At 62.3% G+C, this 23,342-nt stretch carries 19 protein-coding genes; 12 read left to right on the forward strand and 7 right to left on the reverse strand.

Annotated elements, in window-relative coordinates; all coding sequences use genetic code 11:
- Positions 1-56 precede the first annotated feature (56 nt).
- The 4 genes from WDB88_RS16770 (at position 57) to WDB88_RS16785 (ending at position 3,902) form a co-directional block, all read left to right on the forward strand.
- Entirely contained in the window at positions 57-1,133 is a 1,077-nt protein-coding gene (locus WDB88_RS16770; RefSeq protein ID WP_330629283.1) for an ABC transporter substrate-binding protein, read from the forward strand.
- A 68-nt stretch (positions 1,134-1,201) separates the two neighbouring features.
- Positions 1,202-2,071 (forward strand): ABC transporter permease subunit, encoded by an 870-nt coding sequence (locus WDB88_RS16775; RefSeq protein WP_339109853.1) that lies wholly within the window; start codon positions 1,202-1,204, stop codon positions 2,069-2,071.
- A complete protein-coding gene (locus WDB88_RS16780; protein WP_330629285.1) occupies positions 2,068-2,850 on the forward strand; it encodes an ABC transporter permease in 783 nt (260 codons plus the stop codon). Before WDB88_RS16775 ends, WDB88_RS16780 begins: the two co-directional genes overlap by 4 nt.
- Complete coding sequence (locus tag WDB88_RS16785; RefSeq protein ID WP_339109854.1) at positions 2,847-3,902, forward strand: ABC transporter ATP-binding protein; 1,056 nt, start codon at positions 2,847-2,849, stop codon at positions 3,900-3,902. Before WDB88_RS16780 ends, WDB88_RS16785 begins: the two co-directional genes overlap by 4 nt.
- Positions 3,903-3,943: 41 nt before the next feature.
- On the opposite strand, the gene WDB88_RS16790 is transcribed toward WDB88_RS16785, so the two are convergent.
- The 3 genes from WDB88_RS16790 to WDB88_RS16800 all read right to left on the reverse strand — a co-directional run bounded on the left by WDB88_RS16790 (position 3,944) and on the right by WDB88_RS16800 (position 7,116).
- Positions 3,944-4,615 (reverse strand): DUF1826 domain-containing protein, encoded by a 672-nt coding sequence (locus tag WDB88_RS16790; protein WP_339109855.1) that lies wholly within the window; start codon positions 4,613-4,615, stop codon positions 3,944-3,946.
- 108 nt (positions 4,616-4,723) lie between these two features.
- Positions 4,724-6,586 (reverse strand): ABC transporter ATP-binding protein, encoded by a 1,863-nt coding sequence (locus tag WDB88_RS16795; protein ID WP_339109856.1) that lies wholly within the window; start codon positions 6,584-6,586, stop codon positions 4,724-4,726.
- 83 nt (positions 6,587-6,669) lie between these two features.
- Positions 6,670-7,116, reverse strand: a complete 447-nt coding sequence (locus tag WDB88_RS16800) for a YaiI/YqxD family protein (RefSeq protein ID WP_339109857.1) — start codon at positions 7,114-7,116, stop codon at positions 6,670-6,672.
- A 297-nt stretch (positions 7,117-7,413) separates the two neighbouring features.
- Here WDB88_RS16800 and WDB88_RS16805 point away from each other — a divergent pair, with 297 nt between their 5' ends.
- The 6 genes from WDB88_RS16805 (at position 7,414) to WDB88_RS16830 (ending at position 16,512) form a co-directional block, all read left to right on the forward strand.
- Positions 7,414-8,793 carry an ammonium transporter gene (locus WDB88_RS16805; RefSeq protein ID WP_339109858.1) on the forward strand — a complete coding sequence of 460 codons (1,380 nt, stop codon included), beginning with the start codon at positions 7,414-7,416 and terminating at the stop codon, positions 8,791-8,793.
- Positions 8,794-8,816: 23 nt separating this feature from the next.
- Positions 8,817-8,996, forward strand: a complete 180-nt coding sequence (locus WDB88_RS16810) for a hypothetical protein (protein ID WP_330629291.1) — start codon at positions 8,817-8,819, stop codon at positions 8,994-8,996.
- Positions 8,997-9,137: 141 nt separating this feature from the next.
- On the forward strand, positions 9,138-9,779 hold the full coding sequence (locus WDB88_RS16815; protein ID WP_330629292.1) for an XRE family transcriptional regulator: 642 nt from the start codon (positions 9,138-9,140) through the stop codon (positions 9,777-9,779).
- Between the two features lie 189 nt (positions 9,780-9,968).
- Positions 9,969-12,224 carry a molybdopterin-dependent oxidoreductase gene (locus WDB88_RS16820; protein ID WP_339109859.1) on the forward strand — a complete coding sequence of 752 codons (2,256 nt, stop codon included), beginning with the start codon at positions 9,969-9,971 and terminating at the stop codon, positions 12,222-12,224.
- Between the two features lie 138 nt (positions 12,225-12,362).
- Positions 12,363-14,957, forward strand: coding sequence for a bifunctional lysylphosphatidylglycerol flippase/synthetase MprF (gene mprF / locus WDB88_RS16825; protein ID WP_339109860.1), 2,595 nt, complete (start codon positions 12,363-12,365; stop codon positions 14,955-14,957).
- A gap of 133 nt (positions 14,958-15,090) precedes the next feature.
- A complete protein-coding gene (locus WDB88_RS16830; protein ID WP_339109861.1) occupies positions 15,091-16,512 on the forward strand; it encodes a hypothetical protein in 1,422 nt (473 codons plus the stop codon).
- Between the two features lie 59 nt (positions 16,513-16,571).
- On the opposite strand, the gene ispG is transcribed toward WDB88_RS16830, so the two are convergent.
- The 3 genes from ispG to hemA all read right to left on the reverse strand — a co-directional run bounded on the left by ispG (position 16,572) and on the right by hemA (position 20,418).
- Entirely contained in the window at positions 16,572-17,708 is a 1,137-nt protein-coding gene (gene ispG, locus WDB88_RS16835) for a flavodoxin-dependent (E)-4-hydroxy-3-methylbut-2-enyl-diphosphate synthase (protein WP_330629296.1), read from the reverse strand.
- Positions 17,709-17,811: 103 nt separating this feature from the next.
- Entirely contained in the window at positions 17,812-19,086 is a 1,275-nt protein-coding gene (locus WDB88_RS16840) for a RodZ domain-containing protein (protein ID WP_339109862.1), read from the reverse strand.
- Between the two features lie 105 nt (positions 19,087-19,191).
- Positions 19,192-20,418: a 5-aminolevulinate synthase gene (gene hemA / locus WDB88_RS16845; protein WP_330629298.1), complete on the reverse strand. Its 1,227-nt coding sequence runs from the start codon at positions 20,416-20,418 to the stop codon at positions 19,192-19,194.
- 263 nt (positions 20,419-20,681) lie between these two features.
- Between hemA and WDB88_RS16850 the strand changes: the two genes are divergently transcribed.
- Positions 20,682-22,058, forward strand: coding sequence for a dipeptidase (locus WDB88_RS16850; protein ID WP_330629299.1), 1,377 nt, complete (start codon positions 20,682-20,684; stop codon positions 22,056-22,058).
- 61 nt (positions 22,059-22,119) lie between these two features.
- Here the strand turns inward: WDB88_RS16850 and WDB88_RS16855 are convergent, their stop codons facing one another.
- Positions 22,120-23,046, reverse strand: coding sequence for a LysR family transcriptional regulator (locus tag WDB88_RS16855; protein ID WP_339109863.1), 927 nt, complete (start codon positions 23,044-23,046; stop codon positions 22,120-22,122).
- A gap of 134 nt (positions 23,047-23,180) precedes the next feature.
- Between WDB88_RS16855 and WDB88_RS16860 the strand changes: the two genes are divergently transcribed.
- Positions 23,181-23,342 (forward strand): hypothetical protein, encoded by a 162-nt coding sequence (locus WDB88_RS16860; protein ID WP_330629301.1) that lies wholly within the window; start codon positions 23,181-23,183, stop codon positions 23,340-23,342.

Here is a 23,342-nt window from a genome sequence, read left to right on the forward strand (position 1 = left end):
CGCCACGACCGACTTCGGGGAGAACGACTTTGAAACGAGTGATGCAAAAGTCCGCAATGTTTGCGGCAACCCTGCTGGCCAGCACCGCGCTGGTCCATGCGCAGGACCTGACCGAGCTGGAAGCTGCCGCCAAGAAAGAAGGTATGCTGACCACCATCGCCCTGCCGCATAGCTGGTGTGGCTATGGTGACGTGATTGCGGGCTTCAAGGCGAAATATCCCGAAATCGAAGTGAACGAGCTGAACCCCGATGCGGGCTCCGCAGACGAGCTGGAAGCTGTGCGCGCCAATAAGGGCAATACCGGCCCGCAGGCCCCCGATGTGCTGGATGTGGGGCTGTCTTTTGGTCCGCAGGCCAAGGACGAGGGGCTGTTGCAGCCCTATAAGGTCTCGACCTGGGACGAGATCCCCGACACGATCAAGGATGCCGACGGCTACTGGTATGGCGATTACTACGGCGTCATGTCCTTCATGATCAACAAGGACCTCATCGACACCAACCCCGAGGACTGGTCCGATCTGCTGAACTCCGACTATGCGGGCTCGGTGGCGTTGGCGGGTGATCCGCGTGCCTCGAACCAGGCGATCCTGTCGGTTCTGGCGGCCGGTATGGCCGAGGGCGGTGCTGCCGGTAAGGACGCGGGCGAGAAGGGGCTCGAGTTCTTCAAGAAGATGAACGAGGCGGGCAATTTCGTCCCCGTTATCGGCAAGGCGGGCACGCTGGCACAGGGGGCAACCCCGATCACCATCATGTGGGACTATAACGCCCTCGCTGCGCGCGACACGCTCAACGGCAACCCGCCGGTTGATGTTGTGGTGCCGAAATCGGGCGTTCTGGCGGGCGTTTATGTGCAGGGGATTTCGGCCCATGCACCGCACCCGAATGCCGCCAAGCTCTGGATGGAATATCTTTACTCGGACGAGGGGCAGAACCTCTGGCTGAAGGGCTATTGCCACCCCGCGCGCTTCAACGCGATGTCGAAGGCGGGCAAGGTGCCGCAAGAGCTTCTGGATGCGCTGCCCCCCGCAGAAGCCTATGAAAAGGCCTATTTCCCGACCCTTGACGAACAGGCGGGCAATAAGGATGCCGTGGTGGGCGGCTGGGATAGCGTCGTTGGCTCCAACGTCCAGTAAGCATTGATCTGTGATGCCCCTGCACCTGTAGCGCGGGGGCATCCACCTGTTTCGAAATCGGAAAACCTGTGGCCGACCACTCTCCTGCCAAACGCCGGATCCGCCTGACATGGCTGGGGCTTTTGCCCTTTATCGCCTTTATCGTGCTGTTTCTGGCCCTGCCGACGATGAAGATCGTCATCGGTGCCTTCCAGCGCCCCGATGGCAGCTTCACCCTGTCAAACCTTGCGGGGCTGTTTACGCCCACAATCCTCAACTCCTACTGGATCTCGATCAAGATCTCGCTGGCCTCCTCGGCCATCGGCTGTCTGGTGGGCTTTCTGATGGCGGCGGGGATGGTGCTGGGTGGCTTGCCCAAGGCGATCCGCGCGCCGCTTCTGACCTTCTCGGGCGTGGCCTCGAACTTTGCCGGTGTGCCGCTGGCTTTCGCCTTTCTGGCCACCCTCGGGCCGCTGGGCCTTGTGACCATGTTCCTGCGCCATGAATTCGGCATCAATCTGCGCGCGATGGGGTTCAACATCCTCAGCTTCTGGGGCCTGACGATCACCTATCTCTTCTTCCAGATCCCGCTGATGATCCTGATCATTACCCCCGCGCTGGATGGCCTGAAACGCGAATGGCGCGAGGCGGCCTCCTGCCTTGGCGCGACAGGAGCGCAATACTGGCGCATCGTGGCGCTGCCGATCCTCTTCCCGACGATCCTTGGCACTTTCGCGCTGCTCTTTGCCAATGCCTTTGGGGCTGTGGCCACCGCCATCGCGCTCACCGGCTCCTCGCTCAACATCGTGCCGATCATGCTCTTTGCACAGATCCGCGGTGATGTGCTGGGCGACCCGCATTTGGGCTATGCGATGGCCTTCGGGATGATCCTCGTCACGGGGCTGGCCAATGTGATCTATATCGTGCTGCGCATGCGTTCCGAGAGGTGGCTCAAATGACCAAGGCAGCCTCATGGGCTATCATGATCCTCGGCCTTCTTTATTTCATCCTGCCGCTCTGGGGGATGGTCGAGTTCTCGCTCTCGATGCGGCGCGGCGTCTATAGTTTCGACGCCTATGCCGCCGTGCTCTCGGACCCGCAATTCCGCCAGACCTTCAGCTATTCGGTGCTGATGGCGCTTCTGACCATCCTCTTCGGCATCCTGCTGGTGGTGCCCACGGCGTTCTGGGTGCAGCTCAAACTGCCGCGCCTGCGCCCGCTGATCGAGTTCATCACATTGATGCCGCTGGTTATTCCGGCGATCGTCACGGTCTTCGGCTATATCCGGCTTTATAATACATCAAGCTGGCTGCCGCTGACCGGCACCACGCTTGGCACCAACTTCCTTCTGGTGATGGGCTATGCCACGCTGTCGCTGCCCTATATGTACCGCGCCGTCGATACGGGGCTGCGCAGCATCGATGTGGCCACGCTGACCGAGGCCGCGCAATCGCTTGGCGCGGGCTGGGTGCGCATCATCGGGCAGATCATCCTGCCCAATGTGCTGGTGGCGGTGCTCTCGGGCTCGTTTGTGACCTTCGCGATTGTCATGGGCGAGTTCACGATGGCGGCTCTTTTGAACCGCCCGGCCTTCGGGCCCTATCTGCAGCTTATGGGCGCCAATAAAGCCTATGAGCCCTTTGCATTGGCGACCATCGCCTTTGTCATCACTTGGGCCTGCATGGGGCTGATCCAGCTGGTCACACGTTTCACCAACCATACCAAGGCGGGTCGATGAGTTTCCTGACGATTTCCCATCTGGAGAAAAGCTTCGGCGCGACCCGCGTCGTCAAAGACTTCAATCTCGATATCGAGAAGGGCGAGTTCATCTCGCTTCTCGGGCCTTCGGGCTGTGGCAAGACGACCGTCTTGCGCATGGTTGCGGGGTTTGAAACGCCCTCGGCGGGTTCAATCACCATCGACGGGCGCGAGGTGTCGTCTCTCAAGCCCAACCAGCGCAATATCGGCATGGTGTTTCAGGCCTATGCGCTGTTTCCCAACCTGACGGTGGCGCAGAATGTGGGCTTTGGCCTGAAGGTGCAGGGCGTGCCCGCCCGCGAGATCGCGCCGCGCGTGGCCGAGATGCTTTCGCTTATCGGCCTGCCCGAAATGGGCGAGCGCTATCCCTACCAGCTTTCTGGCGGCCAACAGCAGCGGGTGGCTCTGGCGCGGGCCCTGGCGCCCAAGCCGCAGGTCCTGTTGCTGGATGAACCGCTTTCGGCGCTTGATGCCAAGGTGCGGGTGTCTTTGCGCAACGAGATCCGCGCCATCCAGAAAGAGCTGGGCATCACCACCATTTTCGTGACCCATGATCAGGAAGAGGCGCTGTCGATGTCGGACCGGATCGTGGTCATGCATCAGGGCATCGCGGACCAGATCGGCACACCCTTCGAGATCTACAACACCCCCGCCACCCGCTTTGTGGCGGGCTTTGTAGGCACGCTGACCACCGTGCAGGCGCAGGTGATCGACGGGCCGTCGGGTCATGTGAAAATCGGCGGGAACGAGATCTGGCTCTACCGCGAGGTAACGGGCTCCGAGGTGACGCTGGGGCTGCGCCCCGAGATGCTGCGTGTGGGACCGGCCGATTTCAATGCGGGCGAGGCCGCGCTGGCAGGCACCATTCTGGATGTGGATTTTCTGGGATCGGTCATCCGGTTGCGCGTCGATCTGGGCGGAGAGGTGCTGGCGGTGGATCTGTTCAATATCACCCGCGCGGCCCCGCCTCAGGTGGGCGAGCGGGTCAGCCTTGCGCTCCACCCGTCGGATGCCTTGGTGATCGGGGCCTGACGCCCCGACCCTTGATCCCCCCGCCGTGGGGCTGTGTGATTTCAGTGGAACCGGGTGGGGCGTTCTTCCCAAGGGTCGATGACCAGCAAAAGCCGCGTCTGGCCCGTGCCGGAAATCGGTGGGGAGCGGTGCAAGACGCCGGAGCCTTCCTGTCCGGGCCAGAGCGTGCCGCGCATCAGCCCGACATCGCCCGTGCCAAGCTGGGCCATGATGTCGGTGGCGGTCCCTTGCGTGCCGGACGCCAGCGCGAATTGCGTTGCCTCGCCGCGATAGGTGCACAGCATCCGCGCTTGTAACCGGTCGATATGGAACCGGCGGCAGGCGTCGTTTTCGATGACATCAAGGCGCAGGTTCAGCCGTGTGACGGGGAACATATCGACAAACACCCCCACCAGATATTCGATATCCGCCTGAAACGCGCGTCGTTCCGGCCCGTCCGGCGTGCGGGCGTCGGCAAAGCTGCGCTCCAGCACCCGCGTCACATCGCGCAGCGCAAGACATTCGGCGCGCAGGGCGGGCAGGCGCGCGGCCGGCAGGTGGTCCAGCCAGTCCAGCAGACCCGCCGGCAGGCGACGCTGCCAGAGGCTGGCCCCGACCCCCGGCGCCTTGAGGCTGCGCAGCACGTTCGCGGTGCTGCCCTGCAAGATGCCTTGTGCCAGATAACGGGCCTCTGGGTCTTCGGTGCTCAGGCGGTCCAGCAGATCATGGGTCATAATAGCCTCGGATTTTACGTTATAGTATAACATAACAAAAGAATCCGGTGAGGCAAGCCCGAAGAAGGGCTGCCTTTGGCTGGGGCGTGCCGGGATCGGGTGGCCCGATCACATCCCGCTGGCCAGAAACCCGCCCGATTGCCGCGCCCAGAGACGGGCATAAAGACCGTTCCGCGCCAATAGATCGGCATGGCTGCCCTGTTCCACAATGCGCCCCTGATCCATGATCACAAGCCGGTCCATCGCAGCGATGGTCGATAGCCGATGGGCAATCGCGATCACCGTCTTGCCCTGCATCAACAGATCCAGACGGGACTGGATCGCGGCTTCCACCTCGCTGTCCAGCGCGCTGGTGGCCTCGTCAAGGATCAGGATCGGCGCGTCCTTCAAGGCGACCCGTGCAATGGCAATGCGCTGGCGCTGGCCGCCGGACAGCTTCACACCGCGTTCCCCCACATGGGCCGCAAGCCCCTTGCGCCCCTGCGCATCCGACAGGCGCGGCACGAAACGATCGGCCTCGGCCATTCGCAAAGCGTGGGCGATGTCCTCTTCGGAGGCGTCGGGCCTGCCATAGGTGACATTCTCGCGCACCGAGCGATGCAGGAGAGTGCTGTCCTGCGTGACCACCCCGATTGCAGCGCGCAGGCTTTCCTGCGTCACCTGTGCCACATCCTGCCCGTCAATGGTGATCCGCCCCTCGGGGATATCATGAAAACGCAAAAGCAGGTTGATCAGCGTGGATTTGCCCGCACCGGACCGTCCCACCAGCCCGACTTTCTCGCCCGCGCGGATGGTCAGGTCCAGGTCGTCCAGCACCGCCAGCGGGCGCGCCCTGTCCTCCTGCCCGCCCGCGTTCTGCCCGTAGCGGAAGGTCACATGATCAAACCGCACGGCCCCTGCGGTGACCTGCAGCGGCTTGGCATCCGGCCTGTCCTGCACCGCGCGCGGCAGCGCAAGGCTGGAGATCCCGTCGCGCACGGTGCCGATATTCTCGAAGAGGGCCGAGAATTCCCACATGATCCAATGGGCCATATTATTGAGCCGCAGCGCCAGCGGCACCGCAATCGCGACCGCGCCCACGGCCAGTGTGCCCTCGGTCCAGAGCCAGAGCCCCACCCCCGTGACCGAGGCCACCAGCCAGACATTCAGCAGGCTGAGGGTGATATCCTGAACCTGTGCCAGCCGCATCTGACGGTAAACCGTGTCGAGGAAGCCGTTCATTCCCTCCCGCATCCAGCGCTCTTCGCGGTCGGAATGGGAAAACAGCTTGACGGTAGCGATATTGGTATAGCTGTCGACCATGCGCCCTGTCATGGCCGAACGTGCATCGGCCTGTTGCTGTGCCACACGGCCCAGACGCGGCACGATCTTCGACAGCATGAGGGCGTATCCCAGCGCCCAGAGCGCAAAGGGCAGGGCCAGCCGCCAGTCCTGATGGGCGGCCAGCGCCAAAGCGCCGAGGAAATAGATGACGACATAGCTGCCCACATCCATTAGCTTCATCGCCACTTCGCGCACGCCAAGGGCTGTCTGCATCAGGCGCTGCGCGATGCGGCCTGCGAACTCATCCTGAAAATACCCGACCGACTGGCGCAGCAGATAGCGATAGGCCAGCCAGCGCACCCTTTGGGGGAAGTTCCCCAGCAGGGTCTGGTGCATCAGCAGACCGCCCAGCAGGTTCAGCCCCGGCAAAAGCACCAACAGCCCCAGCGCCATCAGGGCCAGCCGTGCCCAATTCTCGGCCCAGAACGTCTCGCGCGAGGTGTCGGCCAGCCGGTCCACCAGATCCCCCAGCCAGCCATAAAGCGAGACCTCCACCAAGGCGATCGCGCCGGAGGTCACCCCCAACAGCGCCAGCCAAGGCAGGGCACCACGACTGTAATGGCGCATGAAGGGCCAGAACCTTTCGGGTGGCATCTGCGGCAGCTCTGCCGGATAGGGATCGATACGCCGCTCGAACCAGGAAAACATCGCGCCTCTTTCGGGTTGGGGTGACAGGGGGGCTGTAGCAAACGGCCAACACAGCCGGACCGGCGGCATTGGCCTGAGGCCGCCTAGGCGCGCGCCTTGCGCACGGCCCGTTCGAGCGCGTCCAGAAAGCGGGACCGATCGGCTTTGGTGAAGCCTTTGTTGCGGCCCTGCAAGAACGGGTCGGCAGCACGCATATCGGTCATCAGGTCGCGCATCGCCAGCGCCTGCCCGACATTGTTCTCGGTCAGGGCATCGCCATCATGGCGCAACACCTGCGCCCCTGCGGCCACGCATTTCGCCGCCAGCGGAATATCATTGGTGATGACGATATCGCCCGCCCCCGCACGTTCGGCGATCCATTTGTCGGCCACATCAGGGCCGGCATCCACCACGACCGTGTCCACCAACGGGTTTTGCGATGGCCGGATGCCACCATTCGAGACGATCTTCATCGGCACCTTATGGCGCGTGCCCACCCGTTCCACCTCGGCTTTCACGGGGCAGGCATCGGCATCAACAAATATGGTCATAAGCGGGTCTCCGTGCGGTCTGTGACAGCTCTAGCCGAAATTCCGCCGCGGGCCAATCCGCCCGAGTAGTGGCGCGAGTAGCGGCGCGCATGGACATCCCCCGCACGGGGTGCGGCAGATTCCGGCAAGGGCGGGGATTTGGCGCTGAATTTTCATGCGACCCATGAATTTTTTGCAAAATAGGCAAGTTATTTGCGTCATATGCAAATTACCCGCTATGCCTAGACATGGCCGGTCCCGCACCGGCCCAAGAAGACTTCCCCAAGACTACTTCCACACAAACAGGGAGCTTTGGACGTGGAACAGGACCTAGCAAATCTGGCGGCAACTGTTGCCGAGTTGAAGGCAAAGGCCGACGGAACCGGCACCACCTTCTCCGAGACATTCTATTTTCTGACGATCCCGCTGATGGTGCTGATCCATGCGGGATTTTTGGCCTACGAGATGGGGGCATCGCGGTCTAAAAACGCGCTGGCCTCTGGGATCAAGAACATTCTGGCCTTCGCGCTGATCGTGCCGTTTTTCTATTTCATCGGCTGGTGGGTCTATTGGGCGTTCCCGACGGGTCTCGACCTTTCGGCGGGGCCGACCGGCGCATCCGGTCTGGCCTATGCCAACGAGGTGGCCGCGCCGTGGTCGCCCAATATGGGGCCCAATCTCGACGACCGGTCCTCGGGCGTGTTCTGGGGCGCCTTCGTGCTGTTTGCGGCCACCACCGCCTCGATCCTGTCGGGGGCACTGATCGAACGGATCCGCCTGACGGGGTTTGTCGTTCTGGCCACCATTCTGGGCGCTTTCGTGTGGATCCTGGCCGCCGCTTGGGGCTGGCATGCGGATGGCTGGCTGGTGACCAAATTCGGCTATCACGATTTCGGAGCCGCAGGCGTCGTGCATATGATCGCGGGGTTCTTCACCTTGGGGGTGACGATGAATCTCGGTCCGCGGATCGGCAAGTTCAACCCCGACGGCTCGGCCAATGCCATTCCCGGCCATTCGATGCCGATGACGCTGATCGGCCTGATGCTGATTATCGCGGGCTTCTGGGGCTTCCTGATGGGCTGTGTGATCGTGCCGGGGGAATCGTGGTCGTGGTCGGTGACGCAGGCGGCGTCGATCTATGGCACGCCGATGACCCTTTCGGGGATGACCTTCAACACGCTGATGGGTATGGCTGGCGGCATTATCGGGGCCTGGATGATCACCCGTGATCCGTTCTGGATGATGTCGGGCGCGCTTGGCGGGATCATCTCCTGCGCGGCGGGGATCGACCTGTGGTATCCGCCGATGGCCTTCGTGATCGGGTTTGCCGGTGCGGTGGCGATGCCGTTCATCGCGTCTTTCGTCGAACGGCGCGGCATTGACGATGCGGTGGGCGCCTTCGCGTTGCATGGCTGTCTGGGCATGTGGGGGCTTCTTGCCGTGGGGCTTGCCGCACAGGGCTATCCGGCGCTCTCCGGACCGGATGTCATTGAAACCAGCTTCACCGGCCAGTTGGTCGGGGCGGTGGTCATGGCGCTTCTTGGCTTTGTGCCGGGCTATGGGGTGTCGTGGTTGCTGAAAATCACGGGCCAGCTCCGTGTGCCTGCCGAAGCCGAAATCACCGGTCTGGACAAGACCAAAGTGCCGGTCGAGGCCTATCCCGAAGCGCTGCATGGCGCGGTTTCGCCCGCCGAATAACCCTTCCCAACAGGAGATAGCCTATGGAAGCCCCTTTTGTTGCAAAATCCTGGGACGGTGTGACCGGCCCGATCTTTGCAGGCTATGGCAGCACAGAGATGCCGTGGCTGGTTGCGACCTACCTTTGCGTGTTGATTGCCGTCATCCTTGGCTGGCGCCACGAGCGTCATGCCTATAAGGCCGCATCGACACATCCTATGTGAGTGCCCTGAGTACGAGTGCCGCGGGGCCACGTCTGACGTGGCCCCGTTCGATATGGCCTTTCTGGCGTAAAGCGGCCGGAGGCTTTCCATTTCCATACCGATGCGCCAAAGTTCTACCAAGCGACCCTGTAGGACATCCCGATGCCGAAATCCGCCAAGACGCGCGCGCCTGCGTCTGTCGACCCCGCCCCGGACCATCTGACCGCTCAGGCGCATGTGCCGATCGACCAGCGCATCGGCACGGCCATCCGGCGCAAACGTCTGGCGCTGAAGCTGACGCTGGCGGATGTGGCAGCGGGGGCCGAAATGTCGGCGGCCATGCTGAGCCGGATCGAGAACGGTCAGGCCAGTGCCAGCCTTGATGCGCTCGAGCGGATCTGCGGCGCGTTGGGCCAGTCGATTGCCATGCTGTTTGCCGAGGTCGAGAACAAGAAGGGCGCGGCACAGCTGATCCGTGCCGCCGACCAGCTGGAGGTCGTGCGCAGCGGCACCCGACATGGCCATACCTACCGGCTGCTTTCCTATAATCGCGGGCCGCAGAAATCTTTCGAGCCGTTCCTCATCGAGATGGACAAGGACAGCGAGAGCTATCCCCGCTTTGCCCATCCGGGCACGGAGTTCATCTATATGCTTGAGGGGGAGATGGATTACCAGTTCGGCACGCAGCGTTTTACCCTGACCGCAGGCGATGCGCTGACTTTTTCGGGCGAGGTCGAACATGGTCCGGCCGAATTGCGCTGTGACAGGGTCAAATTCATCTCGATGATCGTCTATGGCGATTGAGCGCGGGGCTTGCCGCATGCCTGCCGCTTTCTTGAGGCCCGTCACCGCATAGGACCCGTCACCGCGTGCGACCCGTCACCGGATTGCGGATGCCTTCAACGGGGAAGGTGCCCGTAAGGCGGTACTGGACCTTTGACACGGATCGGCCCATCCTGCGGCCAAAGCGGATCGGGCAGGGGTCACAAGATCATGACGCAAGACGGAAAACAGCAGATCAGGGTCACCTCCAGCCATTGGGGGGCCTTCGAGGTTGAAACGGAGGGCGGGCGCATTCTCTCTGCCCGTCCGTTCTCCGAAGATCCTGCCCCGTCGGCCATTCCTGCCGCCGTGCCTGCCGCAGTGCATCACGACAGCCGGATCGCCCGCCCGTCCATCCGCAAGGGCTGGCTGAACGGGCGGCAGGGCCGGCGCGGCGAGGACAGTTTTGTCGAACTGCCTTGGGACGAGGCGCTGGACATTGCCGCGCAGGACATCGACCGCATTCGCAAGACCTACGGGAACGAGGCGATCTTTGGCGGCTCCTATGGCTGGAGTTCGGCGGGCCGTTTCCACCATGCACAAAGTCAGGTGCACCGTTTCCTCAATAGTATCGGCGGCTATGTGGCCTCGTTCGGCAGCTACTCCACGGGCTGCGCGCAATCGATCATGCCGCATGTCTTCGGCACCGATTTCATCAGCCTGCTCTACCAGCATCAGCAAAGCTGGCAGACCCTGCATGACCACACCGAAACGCTGGTGATGTTTGGCGGGATAAATTCCAAGAATGCGCAGGTCAGCATGGGGGGCATCACCCGGCACGACACCGCAAGCTGGCTGGAGCGGTTCCGCGCCAAGGGGATCTATTGCCTCAATATCGGGCCGCAGCGCGGCGATGCCCCCGAGGGCTGCGACTGGCTGGCGCTCCGTCCCGGATCGGACACCGCGCTTATGCTGGCACTGGCCTATGTGCTGGTGCAGGAAGGGCTGGCGGACGAGGCGTTTCTGGCTCGCTACTGCACGGGGTTCGACCGCTTCCGGCCCTATCTTATGGGCGAAAGCGACGGCTGCCCGAAAGACCCCGAATGGGCGGCGGTGCTGTGCGGGGCCGATCCGCAGCAGATCCGGATTTTGGCGCGGCGCATGGCCCGCACCCGCACGTTGATCACCGTGGCATGGTCGCTGCAACGCGGGGAACATGGCGAGCAGCCCTATTGGATGTCCGCCGTGCTGGCCGCGATGCTGGGCCAGATCGGCCTGCCCGGTGGTGGGGTCGGCTATGGGTACGGCGCGATTGGCGGGGTCGGAAAATCGTTTCGGGCGCTGCAGGGTATGACCCTGCCGCAGCTGGACAATCCGGTGAAAACCGTCATTCCGGTGGCGCGCATGGCCGATATGCTGCGTTTTCCGGGGGCGCGCTATGACTTCAACGGCCAGCAGCCCTGCTATCCCGATATCCGGCTGATCTACTGGGCGGGAGGAAATCCCTATCACCATCATCAGGATCTGAACGCCTTGCACGAGGCATGGCAGCGCCCCGAAACCATTATCGTGAACGAACCTTGGTGGACCGCTACGGCCAAGCGCGCCGATATCGTGTTTCCGGCAACGACCCCCTACGAGCGCGAGGATATCGGGCGCTCGTCAATGGATGACTACCTGTTCTACATGCCCCAGCTTATTCCGGCGGTGGGTAAGGCACGCGACGATTATGCGATTTTCTGCGGGCTGGCAGAACGGCTTGGGGCGTCAGAGCGTTTCAGCGAGGGGCGCATGGCGGCGGCATGGATTGCCGATCTGTATGCGGAGTTCCACCAGACGGCACAGGCGCAAGGTCTGGATCTGCCCGATCTGGCCACGTTGAAAGCGCGCAACTGGGTGCGTCTGCCTCTTGCGACCGAGGGGCCGGACACAACGCTTTTCGCCCGTTTCCGCGCCGATCCCGAGGCCAGCCCCTTGGGGACGCCCTCGGGCAGGATCGAGATTTTCTCGGACACGATCGAGGGCTTCGGTTATGCCGATTGCCCCGGTCATCCGGTCTGGCTTCCCCCCTCGGAATGGCTGGGCACGGCAACAGCGCAGACGCCCCTGCATCTTGTGTCGCCGCAGCCCGGTGACAAGCTGCACAGCCAGTTGGAATGCGCGCTGGCCGATAGCGAGGACGCGCGCCCCGTGGCGTTGATGATCCATCCCGAGGATGCCGCGGCACGCGGGATTGCCGATCGGGATCTGGTGCGCGTTTTCAACAGCCGCGGCGCCTGCCATGCGCGGGCACGGGTGACGCCGGATATTCTGCGCGGTGTCACCGCTTTGCCGACCGGAGCGTGGTATGGCGACCCCGGCAGTGCCGCCGATGCCGATGGCAATCCGAATGTGCTGACGAAAGATGTCGGCACCTCGAAACTTGGGCAGGGTTGCAGCGCCCATACGGCCTTGGTCGAGGTCGCGCGGCTGACACAGGCGCGGTAAGATCCCTTGCGGCGGTGGCCGGATAAAAATGCGATAACCGTGGTTATGTAACAAAAGTCAAACCAACTCCGGCATTGATCCCGGACAAGATTTCGTGCCAATAAAATTTGGCGACACACTATCTGAAGGCATAGGCCTATGATCTCAACTAGGCTGCGCGGGGCGGTCCCGTATCTTGTTACCGCAGTGCTATTCGGCCTCGGGGCTTTTGCCCTGTATCGGCTGATGGCCCATGTCAGTATGGTCGAGGTCGTCCGGCTGATCCGCGCAACGCCGTTTCATGATGTCGTGCTGGCCGTGCTTTGCACCTGTGGCGGCTATGCGGCGCTGGCGGGCTATGACTGGTCGGCCCTGCGGTTCATCGGCAAGAAGCTGCCGTTGGCGGTGGTGCTGACCGGCAGTTTTCTCGGATATTCCATCGGCAATACGGTCGGCGCCGGACCGGTGACCGGCGGTGCCGTGCGCTATCGTATCTATTCGGCGATGGGGCTTTCCGCCTTTGATATTGCGGGGATCTCCCTTTTCTGCTCGTTGTCGTTCGGTATCGGAGCCACGCTGATCGGGCTTGGCGCGCTGGCATGGCACCCCCATGCGCTGGGGGCGGTGATTTCGGTGTCGCCGCATCTGATCCGCTGGGCCGCGATCGGAATTGTCGTGCTAAGCTGTGGCGTGCTGGCGGTGATGTCGATCCGTAAATCCAGCCTGACCCTGCGCGGCATCTCGTTGCAGATGCCGGGACCGGCGCTGTCTGCCGGGCAGTTCTTCTTTACCGCGGCCGAAACGATCCTGTCGGCTGCGACGCTCTATATCCTGCTGCCCGCCGACCAGCTGGGGTTCGCCACCTTCCTTGCGGTCTTCTCGGCGGCCGTGATGGCGGGGGTGCTGTCGCATGTGCCCGGCGGGGTCGGGGTCTTCGAGACGATCATCGTGGCGGCCCTGCCGCATAATGTGCCCGCGCAGGAAATTGCCGCCGGTTTGCTGCTGTACCGCCTGATCTACTATATCCTGCCATTCGCGCTTGCCATGATCCTGATGGCATTGGGGGAAGTGCGTCTGGCCAGCCGCAAGATGATTGCGGGCCGCGCCGATCTGCTGGCCCCCGCGTTTCAGGCGATCAGCGCATTGGCCCCTCTGGCAATGTCGGCCATGACCTTCGTCCTTGGGGCGGCGCTGATGATCCTGCCGCTGCTGCCGCCATCCGCCCCGATGGCCGATGGCCTCAGTGATGTCGTGCCGCTGGTGTTTCTGGAAAGCGGGGCCTTGGTGTCAAGCGCCATCGGGGCTTGCCTTGTCGTGCTGGCGCATGGGCTGTTGCGGCGGGTTTCGGGCGCATGGTGGCTGACACAGGTCGCATTGGCGGTTGGCATGGTGGCCAGTCTGGCACATGGGTTCGACTATCCGACCGCGCTTATGCTGCTGGTCGCTTCGCTGATCCTGCAATCGGCGCGTGGTGAATTCTACCGGATGACCCGCCTGACCCGCAATGTGCTGGGGCTGCGCTGGTTCATGCTGATGGTCTGCCTTGCCCTGACCATTCTGGCGACCCTGTTCTTTGTACATAAGGCGGTGCCCTATAACAGCGACCTGTGGTGGCAATTCGCCACCGATAAGGCCGCCCCCCGTGCCTTGCGTGCGGCCTTGGTGGGCTTTCTGGTGATGACCCTGCTTTTGCTGCGCTATGCCCTGCGTCCGGGCAATCTGCATGCCGCCCCCGCAAATGCCGAGGAAATGCAGCGCGCCGCAGCCATTATCGCGCGGCAGGATGACCCGAAGGCCAATATCGCCCTGAGTGGCGATAAGGCGCTGCTGTTCTCGCCAAGCGGCAACAGCTTCCTGATGTATCGCATTCAGGGCGGAAGCTGGGTGGCCTTGCATGAGCCGGTGGGGGACAGGCAAGAGGCCTCGGGGCTGGTCTGGTCGTTCCATGATGCCGCCCAAGCCGCCGGAGCCCGCCCTCTTTTCTACGACGTGCCCGCCACCTCGGCGCATCTGTGGATCGATATGGGGCTGGCCCTGCACAAGCTGGGAGAAGAGGCGGTGGTGCCGCTTGACAGGTTCAGCCTTGAAGGCAGCGCGCGCAAGCGCCTGCGCACCACCCATGCCCGCGCCCTGCGCGACGGTCTGCGCATGGAGGTCGTCCAGCCGCCGCATAGTGCCGCGCTTTTGCAAGAGCTGCGGCAGATTTCACAGGCGTGGCTTGCGGTTAAAGCCGGTGCCGAAAAAGGCTTTTCCGTCGGCTATTTCAGCGAGGCCTATCTGCAACAGACGCCCGTCGCGCTGATCTACAAACACGACGCCATCGTGGCCTTTGCCAATCTGTGGACCACGCAGACGCAGAGCCGCGCCACCATCGACCTGATGCGCCATCTTCCCGAACGCGCTTCGGGGGTGATGGAATTCCTGTTTACCGAGCTTCTGCTGCATTTCAAGGCGCTTGGCTACCAGAGCTTCAGCTTGGGCAATGCGCCGCTTTCGGGGCTGGAAAACCGTCGTGGCGCGCGGCTGAGCAGCCAGCTTGGTGCCTTTATCTACCGTCATGGCGGGCATTTCTACAATTTCGAGGGGCTTCGGGATTTCAAGCAGAAATTCGACCCTGACTGGGAGCCCGTTTATGTGGCCGTTCCGCCACGCGCCAATGCCATCGCCACGGCCACCGATCTGCTGACCCTGATCAGCGGCAGCCGTCCCAATCTGCCGTCTTTGGGGCCGCAAGCCGAAGCTCCCCAGCCCTAGCCCCAGAGCGAGCCCCAGACCGAGCCCCGGTCCGAGCCTTGCGTCAGGGTACAGGGGGCTATGCAATTTGCAACGATTGTCCCTGTGGCAGAGGCTGGCATAACGGTACAAACGCAAAACGCACCGGATTTTTATGCTCTTTACATCTTCCGCCTACGGGCTGCATCTCGACCGTGTTTGCGGCATTCTGGCGGTGGTGATGATCGCCGGTCTGGTCACCGGCCAGATTGGTGCGCATATCTGGGCCGGCTTTGGTGCCCTGACATGGCTGGCCGCGGCTGCCGCTGTGGTGCTGGCCCTTTTGCGGCTTGGCTCGGTGCAGCGTATGGCGCAGATTTTCGCGCTGCTTTCCGTGCTGATGGCCTTGGCGATTGCGCTGCTCCGGCCCGAGGCGCTGCCGCATATGCAGACCGCCCTGTTCCAAGGCACCGCGTTTTCGGCCTTTCTGACCTCGCTCGGGTTGATCCGCGCGCCTGTCAGGGCCTCGCGCCTTGTCGCACAGGCGGCGGCGCGGCTGTTTGCCGCCTCGGCCAACCGGCGGGCCGGTGCGGTGACCTTTGGGGCGCAGGGTCTTTCGGTACTGTTCAATATCGGCACGATCGGAATGATGTCCGATATCGCGGAAAACCACGCGCGCCATGCCACAGAACAGGGGCGTCCGCCGATCAATACCCGCGTGATGACCCTATGTGCCTTGCGCGGCACGGTTCTGTCGACCATCTGGAACCCGATTGGCGTCGGCTTTGCCATTGTCACCACTGCTATTCCGACGCTCGATCCCGTGGCGTTCCTGCTTCTGGCGCTGGCGTCGGCCTTTGTGATCACATGCGGCACGCTCTGGGCTTTGCGTAAAGAAACGGCGGCCGATCACAGCCCCGATCCGGACCGGAGCACAGATCTTGCAGGCGGGCGGGCGCTGGCGGTTATTTTGTCGGTGGTGCTTGGCCTGATCATCGTGACGTTGGTCCTGCACCGTTTGCTGGAGATCAGCTTTCTGGTGGCGGCCTGCGTGGTGCTGCCGATCCTGTCATGGAGCTGGCCATTTGTCGAACCCGAGATCCGCGCCGCGATGAAAAACAGCGACCCGTTGGGCGGTCTGGGCAAGGCCTCGGCCTCTATGGCCAATGAAGCCACGATCTTTCTGGCGGCGGCGGTGATCGGCGCGGGGGTCACGGTCGGCTTTGCGCTTCTGGGGTGGGGGGCGGGCCTTGGCGGTGAGGGTGTTCCCGCGCTTGTGCCGATCTTGGGCTGCCTGTTTCTGGTGCCGTTGGCGGCGGCGCTACTGATCCCGCATTCGGTGGTTGTCGTGATGATCGCGCAGTTGCTGGGCGCAGGCCCGATTGGCGCGGCGCATCCGCTGGCACTGGGGCTGAGCCTGTGCCTTGCTTGGGCGCTGGCAATTTCGGCCTCGCCAATCTCGGCCATGTCGATCATCACCGGACGCCAGCTTGGCGTGCCTGCCGCCCGCATCCCCTTCGATCTCAACCGCCGCTTCACGCTGGTTGCACTGGGGCTGGCCGCCGCTCTGCTGGTCGTAACCTATTTCTGGCTTTGAAACGGGCCCTGTAACGAAACGGGGCTTATGAAAAAGGGCGCCTTGCGCGCGCCCTTCCCTTATTCCGCAGCGGTGCTTTCTTCCGCGCTTTTCTCGGCTTCAAGCTTCTCGGCCCGTTCCTCGACCAGCTCGACGATATGGTCGATCATCTGGTCATTGGACATCTTGTGGCTTTGCTTGCCCGCCATATAGATCATGCCCGACCCCGCCCCGCCGCCGGTAAAGCCCAGATCGGTCATCAGCGCCTCGCCAGGACCATTCACCACGCAGCCGATGATCGACAGCGACATCGGCGTCTTGATATGTTCAAGCCGCTTTTCCAGCGTCTCGACGGTCTTGATCACGTTAAAACCCTGACGCGCGCAGGAGGGGCAGGAAATGATCTGCACGCCACGGGTGCGCAGACCGAGGGACTTCAGGATCTCGAAGCCGACTTTGACCTCTTCGACCGGATCTGCCGACAGGCTGACGCGCAGCGTGTCGCCAATGCCCATCCACAGAAGGTTGCCCAGACCGATGGCCGATTTCACCGTGCCTGCGGTCAACCCGCCCGCTTCGGTGATGCCAAGGTGGATCGGGGCATCGGTAACCTCGGCCAGCGCCTGATAGGCCGCCGCCGACAGGAAGACATCCGAGGCCTTGCAGGAAATCTTGAATTCGTGGAAGTCGTTGTCCTGCAACAGCTTGATATGGTCCAGACCGGATTCCACCATTGCATCGGGGCAAGGCTCGCCATATTTCTCAAGCAGGTGCTTTTCCAAAGACCCCGCATTCACGCCAATGCGGATGGAACAACCGTGATCCTTGGCGGCCTTCACCACCTCTTTCACGCGCGAAGCATCGCCGATATTGCCCGGATTGATCCGCAGGCAGGCGGCACCGGCTTCGGCGGCCTCGATGGCGCGTTTATAGTGGAAATGGATATCTGCCACGATCGGCACGGGGCTTTCGCGGCAGATCTCGCGCAGGGCCTGCGTCGAGGCCTGATCGGGGGTGGACACCCGCACGATATCGGCCCCCACATCGGCGGCGCGGATAATCTGGTCCAGAGTGGCCTTCACATCCGATGTATCCGTATTGGTCATGGTCTGCACGGAAATCGGCGCATCCCCACCGACCGGCACATTGCCAACCATGATCTGACGGGATTTGCGGCGTTCGACGCTGCGCCACGGACGAACCGGGTTCAGGGACATTGGAGACTCCTTCGGACATGTCGGGGGCAAAGTAAAACAGCCGTCGCACAAGGGCAACGGCTGTCGAGAAGGATTGATCGCCTGACGTGTTTATCTGGCGTGTTTATTCGGTGGCCGGTTTCGGCTCGCCGATCACCTGCCCTGCATCGGCCACCGCAAACATGCTGGTCAGCGCCGCATCTTTCTGCGGATCGGCCACGGCGAAACGTTGCGACAGCGCATCAGGGCTGAGGGTGATATTCTTGGTCACCGCCCCGCGCGCGCCCACCGGCCCATGCGCCACACCATTGACCGCAAAATAGATCGCGCCGGATTCGCCGGTGCGCAGGGTCGGCGGCTCTGCCAGTTTGGGCAGCGTGAAACGCTCGCCTGCATTCATGACTTTTTCCAGCAGGATCGACCCGTCAGCGGCGCGCACCCGCACCCATGAGGGCCGCACAGCCAGAATTTCCACATCCGCCGCATTGGCCGCCGTCACCCGCACCGCATTGCCCGGCGCGTTTTCAGGAGCAGGCTGCGCTTGTCCCTGCCCCATCGCCTGCGCGATGGCCTGATTGATGGCGGATTCGGTGTTGGGAGGGGTCGAGGCCCGCCCCTGATCGACAGACGCGGTCTGGGTCTCGCCGGACAGCACGCCGGTTTTATTGGGATCGATCGCGGCAATCGGCCCGTCGCGGGCAATCAGCACCGGCGTGTCAAGCGTTGCCGGGCGGAACAGCCGGTCCAGACTGTCGCCGCCGGTATCCGCATCCGCGCTTTTGACGGGATCCGCCGCTTGGGTATCGACCGAAGAAAGCGGGTCCAGCTCGGCCACGACATTGGGCTGCTGGTCCACCGGCGTCAGGTTGACGCGCTGCACCTCTTGCAGAACAGACCAGCCGCCATACCCGATTCCGCCCGCCAAGAGCGCCAGCACAAGCAGCGAGCCGATGGCCCGCGGCTCGATCCGCGACCAGAGGCTGTCGGTTTTCGGAATAAAGACCGCATTGGGATTGCCCAGAGCATTGACGGGCTTTGCCGCAGAGCTAGCTTGGGTTTTAGGGGCCGATGCCTGCGGGGCCATGCCGTGGGTCGGCACAAAGCCCGATTCAAGGCAGAACCTCTCGAACGCCCATTCGGGATCGAGGTTGAGATAGCGCGCGTAGGAACGCACATAGCCGGAGATGAAAGAGGGCGCATCGAAGGCGGAAATGTCGCAGCTCTCGATCGCCGCAATATAGGCCGCCCTGATGCGCAACTCGCGTTGGACATCAAGCAACGATTTTGAAAGCGTGGCGCGCTCGCCACGCATCAGATCGCCAAGACGCAGATCATAGTCCTCAAAGCCTCTCAGCCCGACATCCTCCTGCGTCGAAGGAGAAGTCCTTCGCCCGATCATTGCTATACTGCCCCTATCGCACTCGAGTGGTCCGATTCGGTTTACTCCGAACTGGTTATCGCAAAGTTATCACAGGCTAGAGAGGTTTACACCGCTAGTTATCGGTCAACCCGCCATTTCGGCGCGATTTAGCTCACAGCGCGACCAGAGGCTATCCAGCGCCCGCACCAGCCCGTCGATCTCCTTGAGCGAGTGCACGGGCGAGGGAGTGAAGCGCAGCCGCTCGGTGCCGCGCGGCACGGTCGGATAGTTGATCGGCTGGACGTAAACGCCGAATTCTTCCAGCAGCATATCCGACAACGCCTTGCAATGCTTGGGATTTCCGACATGAACCGGAACGATATGGCTGCCACGGTCAATGAAGGGAAGCCCCATCGCCTTCAGGCGGGTTTTCAGGATACGTGCATGCTCTTGCTGTTTGTCACGCAGAGCCTGCCCCTCTGCCGTCTTCAGGAAAGCGATCGATGCCGCAGCCCCTGCCGCCACAACCGGAGGTAGCGAAGTTGTGAAGATGAAGCCCGGCGCATAGGACCGGATCGCATCCACCATTTTCGCCGAGGCCGCAATATAGCCACCAAACACACCGAAGGCCTTGCCCAGCGTGCCGTTGAAAATGTCAATGCGGGTCTCGCCGATCGCCTCGGCATAGCCTGCCCCGCGCGGGCCATACATGCCCACGGCATGCACCTCGTCCAGATAGGTCAGCGCGTTGAACTCTTGTGCCAGATCACAGATTTCCTTGATCGGCCCGAAATCGCCATCCATCGAATAGACCGACTCGAAGGCAATCAGCTTGGGCGCTGCCGGATCATCGGCGGCCAGAAGCTCGCGCAGATGGGCCAGATCATTGTGACGGAAGATCCGCTTGGCCCCGCCATTGCGGCGGATGCCCTCGATCATGGAGGCGTGGTTCAGCTCGTCCGAATAGATGATCAGACCGGGAAAGAGGCTGCGCAGCGTCGAGAGCGTGCCGTCATTGGCGATATAGGCCGACGAAAAGACCAGCGCGGCTTCCTTGTCATGCAGATCCGCCAGCTCGGCTTCGAGACGTTTGTGATAGACGGTCGTGCCCGAGATGTTGCGCGTGCCGCCCGAACCGGCCCCTGTCGCGTCAAGCGCCTCGTGCATGGCTTCCAGAACCACCGGATGCTGCCCCATGCCCAGATAGTCGTTGCCGCACCAGATCGTAATCTCGTGCTTCGTGCCATCATCTTTCGTCCATGTGGCTTTCGGATAGGCCCCCTTTTCGCGTTCAAGGTCGATAAAGACGCGATAGCGGCCTTCTTCGTGAAGCCGGTTGATCGCTGTGTCCAAAGCCTGATCGTAATTCATGGGTTCTGTCCTTGCATCCGTTCGCTGGGTCAGCGTTAGGCCTCTTTAGCACGCCTTACATTGACAAAGGTCAAATTACAGATGCGTGTTTTCAAAGGCTGCTCTTTAAATACGCAATTTTAGAATGATTTCAAATGCACCTATGGTCGCAGCCTATGCATATATGGCAAAGCCGCCATGCCCGTGCTTTGCGCCCGCCTGGGCGGGCGGCGCTGGACAGTGCCGCACACGCTGCTAGGGTCGACCCAAACAAGGAGTATGTGATGTCTGTGGATGCTGTCCTGAACCAAGTCGATGCCGATCTCGACAATGCCATGAACCGCCTGATGGAGCTTTTGCGCATCCAGTCGATTTCCACCGATCCGGCCTATAAGCCCGAGGTCGCCAAGGCGGCGGAATGGCTGGTGAAGGATCTTCAATCTATTGGCTTCAAGGCAGAAATCCGCCCCACCACAGGCCATCCGATGGTTGTCGCCCGCCATGAGGGCGCAGGCCCGCATCTGCTGTTTTACGGCCATTACGACGTGCAGCCCGTCGACCCGCTGGCCCTGTGGAACACGCCGCCCTTCGAGCCGCAGATCGAGGATACCGCCAAGGGCAAAGTGATCCGTGGCCGTGGGGCGTCGGATGACAAGGGCCAGTTGATGACCTTCATCGAGGCCTGCCGCGCCTATAAAGCGGCCACTGGCACCCTGCCCGGCAATATTACAATTTTCTTTGAAGGCGAGGAAGAATCGGGGTCGCCCTCGCTTGTGCCTTTCATGAAAGACAATGCCGCCGAACTGACAGCCGATCTGGCGCTGATCTGCGACACCGGCATGGTGTCCCCGGGGGTGCCGACAATCGCAGGCAGTCTGCGCGGGATGCTGAAAGAAGAATTCACGCTGAAAGGTCCGCGCATCGACCTGCATTCGGGCTTTTATGGCGGGCCTGCGCTCAATCCGCTGCGCGAAATCTCGAAGCTGATCGCCTCGCTGCATGACGAGACCGGCCGTGTCGCGGTGGACGGGTTCTATGAGGGTGTCTCCGAGGTTCCGGCAGAGCAACTCGCCATGTGGAAGACCTGCGGTTTTGACGAGGCCGCCTATCTGGGCGGTGTCGGCATGACGAAGGCGCATGGCGAAGAGGGATATTCGACGCTCGAGCAGCAATGGTCGCGCCCGACCGTCGAAATCAACGGCCTCTGGGGCGGCTATCAGGGCGCGGGCTCGAAAACCGTGATCCCCGCCGAGGCCCATTGCAAGATCACCTGCCGTCTGGTGGGGGATATGGACCCCGTCGATGTGCGGGCGAAACTGCGCGCGCATCTGGAAGCGCGCGTGCCGCAGGATGCCGAAATTCACTGGGATAGCAGCCTTGACGGTGCGAAAGCCGCCTTCATGGACACCTCCCGCCCCGAATTCGAGAAAGCGCGTCTTGCGCTGACCGATGAATGGGACCGCGAGGCGGTGATCACCGGCATGGGCGGGTCCATTCCGATTGCGGGCTATTTCAAGGATATCCTCGGCATGGATGCGATGCTGATCGGCTTTGCCAATGAGGATGACGCCATTCACAGCCCGAACGAGAAATACGATGTGACAAGCTTCCATAAGGGCATCCGGTCCTGGGTGCGCATTCTGGACCGCCTCAACGGCTGACCCTTCACGGCTTTACGGCAAACCCGCGGGGCGGAGGCCATGGCCCCTGCCCCGCGCGGCCTCAACGCCGTTTCTTGGCCTGCACGGCCAGATCGCGCAGATGGCGCATCGCGGCGGTGTCGCGCTGTCCGGCCCGCGAGATCAGCGAGACCTCGAAGGTGACCGAATAGTTATCCGTCACGCGCCGGATCTCGTTGCGGGTCACGAAAGAGGCCGCTGCATGCGAGGGCAGATAGCCCAGCACCGGCAGCGCACTCAGGATCACCCCCACCGCTTCCAGATTGGCTGCCGTGGCAGCGGCAGGCCCCAAGGCCAGCGGGAAACCCGCTTCGGGGTCCAGCCGGTAGCTCCGGCGCACCCATCGCTGCGCTTCCAACGTCTCGGCATCATAGTCCTGCGGCGCATCCTTGAAAAACGGATGGAGCGGGCCGCAATGGATAAACTGGCGCTCTTTATAAAGCGGCAGGCGGTCATATTGTGCATCCGACGCCGGAAACGCCCCGATGGCCATATCGAGACTTTTATTCAGGATCTGGTCCACCAGCACCGACTGGATATCCTGCACCACCTGCAAATTGACCTCGGGCGCAAGCTCGTGAAAGCCGCGCAGCAGTCTCGAAACCGAAAAACTGGGCGTGTTCGACAGATGGTCCATCAGCCCCAGCCGCAATGTGCCCACGGTCTTGTTGGTCAGCGCCGCGGCCGTCTGGGTGAAGCTTTCCACCGCCAGATTAAGCCGCGCGCTGGCCTCCAGAAGGGTGCGCCCCCGCTCGGTCAGGCGCAGCCCGCCGGGCCCCCTGTCGCACAGCCGGAACCCCAGACGGCGCTCCAGATTGGCGATCTGCACACTGATGGTGGATTGCCGGACATCTAACTTTCGTTCAGCCGCGGCAAAGCTTCCGCATGCACAAATCGTCTGAAATACGTGCAAAGCGCGTAAATCTGCCCCTGTCAGGTCAGTTAGCATCGGCCCCCCGAAAATAAGCATTGATGTTTATCTATGAATTCTTTCGTCCGCAAATGATAGCCCCCTGTCGGCAGAGCTGATAGCCCGAAGCTCTCAATGACAAAGATGATGCGCCGCTTTGCGGTCAAGACATCATCATGCAACAGGATAATGGTATGAAACTTTCCCCCGAGATGCGGGCCGAGCTGAGCTATCGGCTTGAGCGCAAACAGCAAGAGGCCGCAACCGACCCCGCCCTGCGCCCGCTGCCCAAAGCCGATTGGCTCGTCCTTTTTGCGATCACCGCCCTCGCCCTTCTGGCGGCGCTGGTTCTGTAA

Source organism: Thioclava sp. GXIMD4216 (assembly GCF_037949285.1).
GTDB lineage: Bacteria > Pseudomonadota > Alphaproteobacteria > Rhodobacterales > Rhodobacteraceae > Thioclava > Thioclava litoralis.

What these genes read in the sequence shown, in the direction of transcription:
- WDB88_RS16850 (WP_330629299.1), top strand. Translation starts at nt 20,682, where the DNA reads ATGTCTGTGGATGCTGTCCTGAACCAAGTCGATGCCGATCTCGACAAT.
- hemA (WP_330629298.1), bottom strand. Translation starts at nt 20,418, where the DNA reads ATGAATTACGATCAGGCTTTGGACACAGCGATCAACCGGCTTCACGAA.
- mprF (WP_339109860.1), top strand. Translation starts at nt 12,363, where the DNA reads ATGATCTCAACTAGGCTGCGCGGGGCGGTCCCGTATCTTGTTACCGCA.
- WDB88_RS16800 (WP_339109857.1), bottom strand. Translation starts at nt 7,116, where the DNA reads ATGACCATATTTGTTGATGCCGATGCCTGCCCCGTGAAAGCCGAGGTG.
- WDB88_RS16770 (WP_330629283.1), top strand. Translation starts at nt 57, where the DNA reads ATGTTTGCGGCAACCCTGCTGGCCAGCACCGCGCTGGTCCATGCGCAG.
- WDB88_RS16855 (WP_339109863.1), bottom strand. Translation starts at nt 23,046, where the DNA reads ATGCTTATTTTCGGGGGGCCGATGCTAACTGACCTGACAGGGGCAGAT.
- WDB88_RS16785 (WP_339109854.1), top strand. Translation starts at nt 2,847, where the DNA reads ATGAGTTTCCTGACGATTTCCCATCTGGAGAAAAGCTTCGGCGCGACC.
- WDB88_RS16840 (WP_339109862.1), bottom strand. Translation starts at nt 19,086, where the DNA reads ATGATCGGGCGAAGGACTTCTCCTTCGACGCAGGAGGATGTCGGGCTG.
- WDB88_RS16795 (WP_339109856.1), bottom strand. Translation starts at nt 6,586, where the DNA reads ATGTTTTCCTGGTTCGAGCGGCGTATCGATCCCTATCCGGCAGAGCTG.
- ispG (WP_330629296.1), bottom strand. Translation starts at nt 17,708, where the DNA reads ATGTCCCTGAACCCGGTTCGTCCGTGGCGCAGCGTCGAACGCCGCAAA.
- WDB88_RS16820 (WP_339109859.1), top strand. Translation starts at nt 9,969, where the DNA reads ATGACGCAAGACGGAAAACAGCAGATCAGGGTCACCTCCAGCCATTGG.
- WDB88_RS16815 (WP_330629292.1), top strand. Translation starts at nt 9,138, where the DNA reads ATGCCGAAATCCGCCAAGACGCGCGCGCCTGCGTCTGTCGACCCCGCC.
- WDB88_RS16780 (WP_330629285.1), top strand. Translation starts at nt 2,068, where the DNA reads ATGACCAAGGCAGCCTCATGGGCTATCATGATCCTCGGCCTTCTTTAT.
- WDB88_RS16830 (WP_339109861.1), top strand. Translation starts at nt 15,091, where the DNA reads ATGCTCTTTACATCTTCCGCCTACGGGCTGCATCTCGACCGTGTTTGC.
- WDB88_RS16790 (WP_339109855.1), bottom strand. Translation starts at nt 4,615, where the DNA reads ATGACCCATGATCTGCTGGACCGCCTGAGCACCGAAGACCCAGAGGCC.
- WDB88_RS16860 (WP_330629301.1), top strand. Translation starts at nt 23,181, where the DNA reads ATGAAACTTTCCCCCGAGATGCGGGCCGAGCTGAGCTATCGGCTTGAG.
- WDB88_RS16810 (WP_330629291.1), top strand. Translation starts at nt 8,817, where the DNA reads ATGGAAGCCCCTTTTGTTGCAAAATCCTGGGACGGTGTGACCGGCCCG.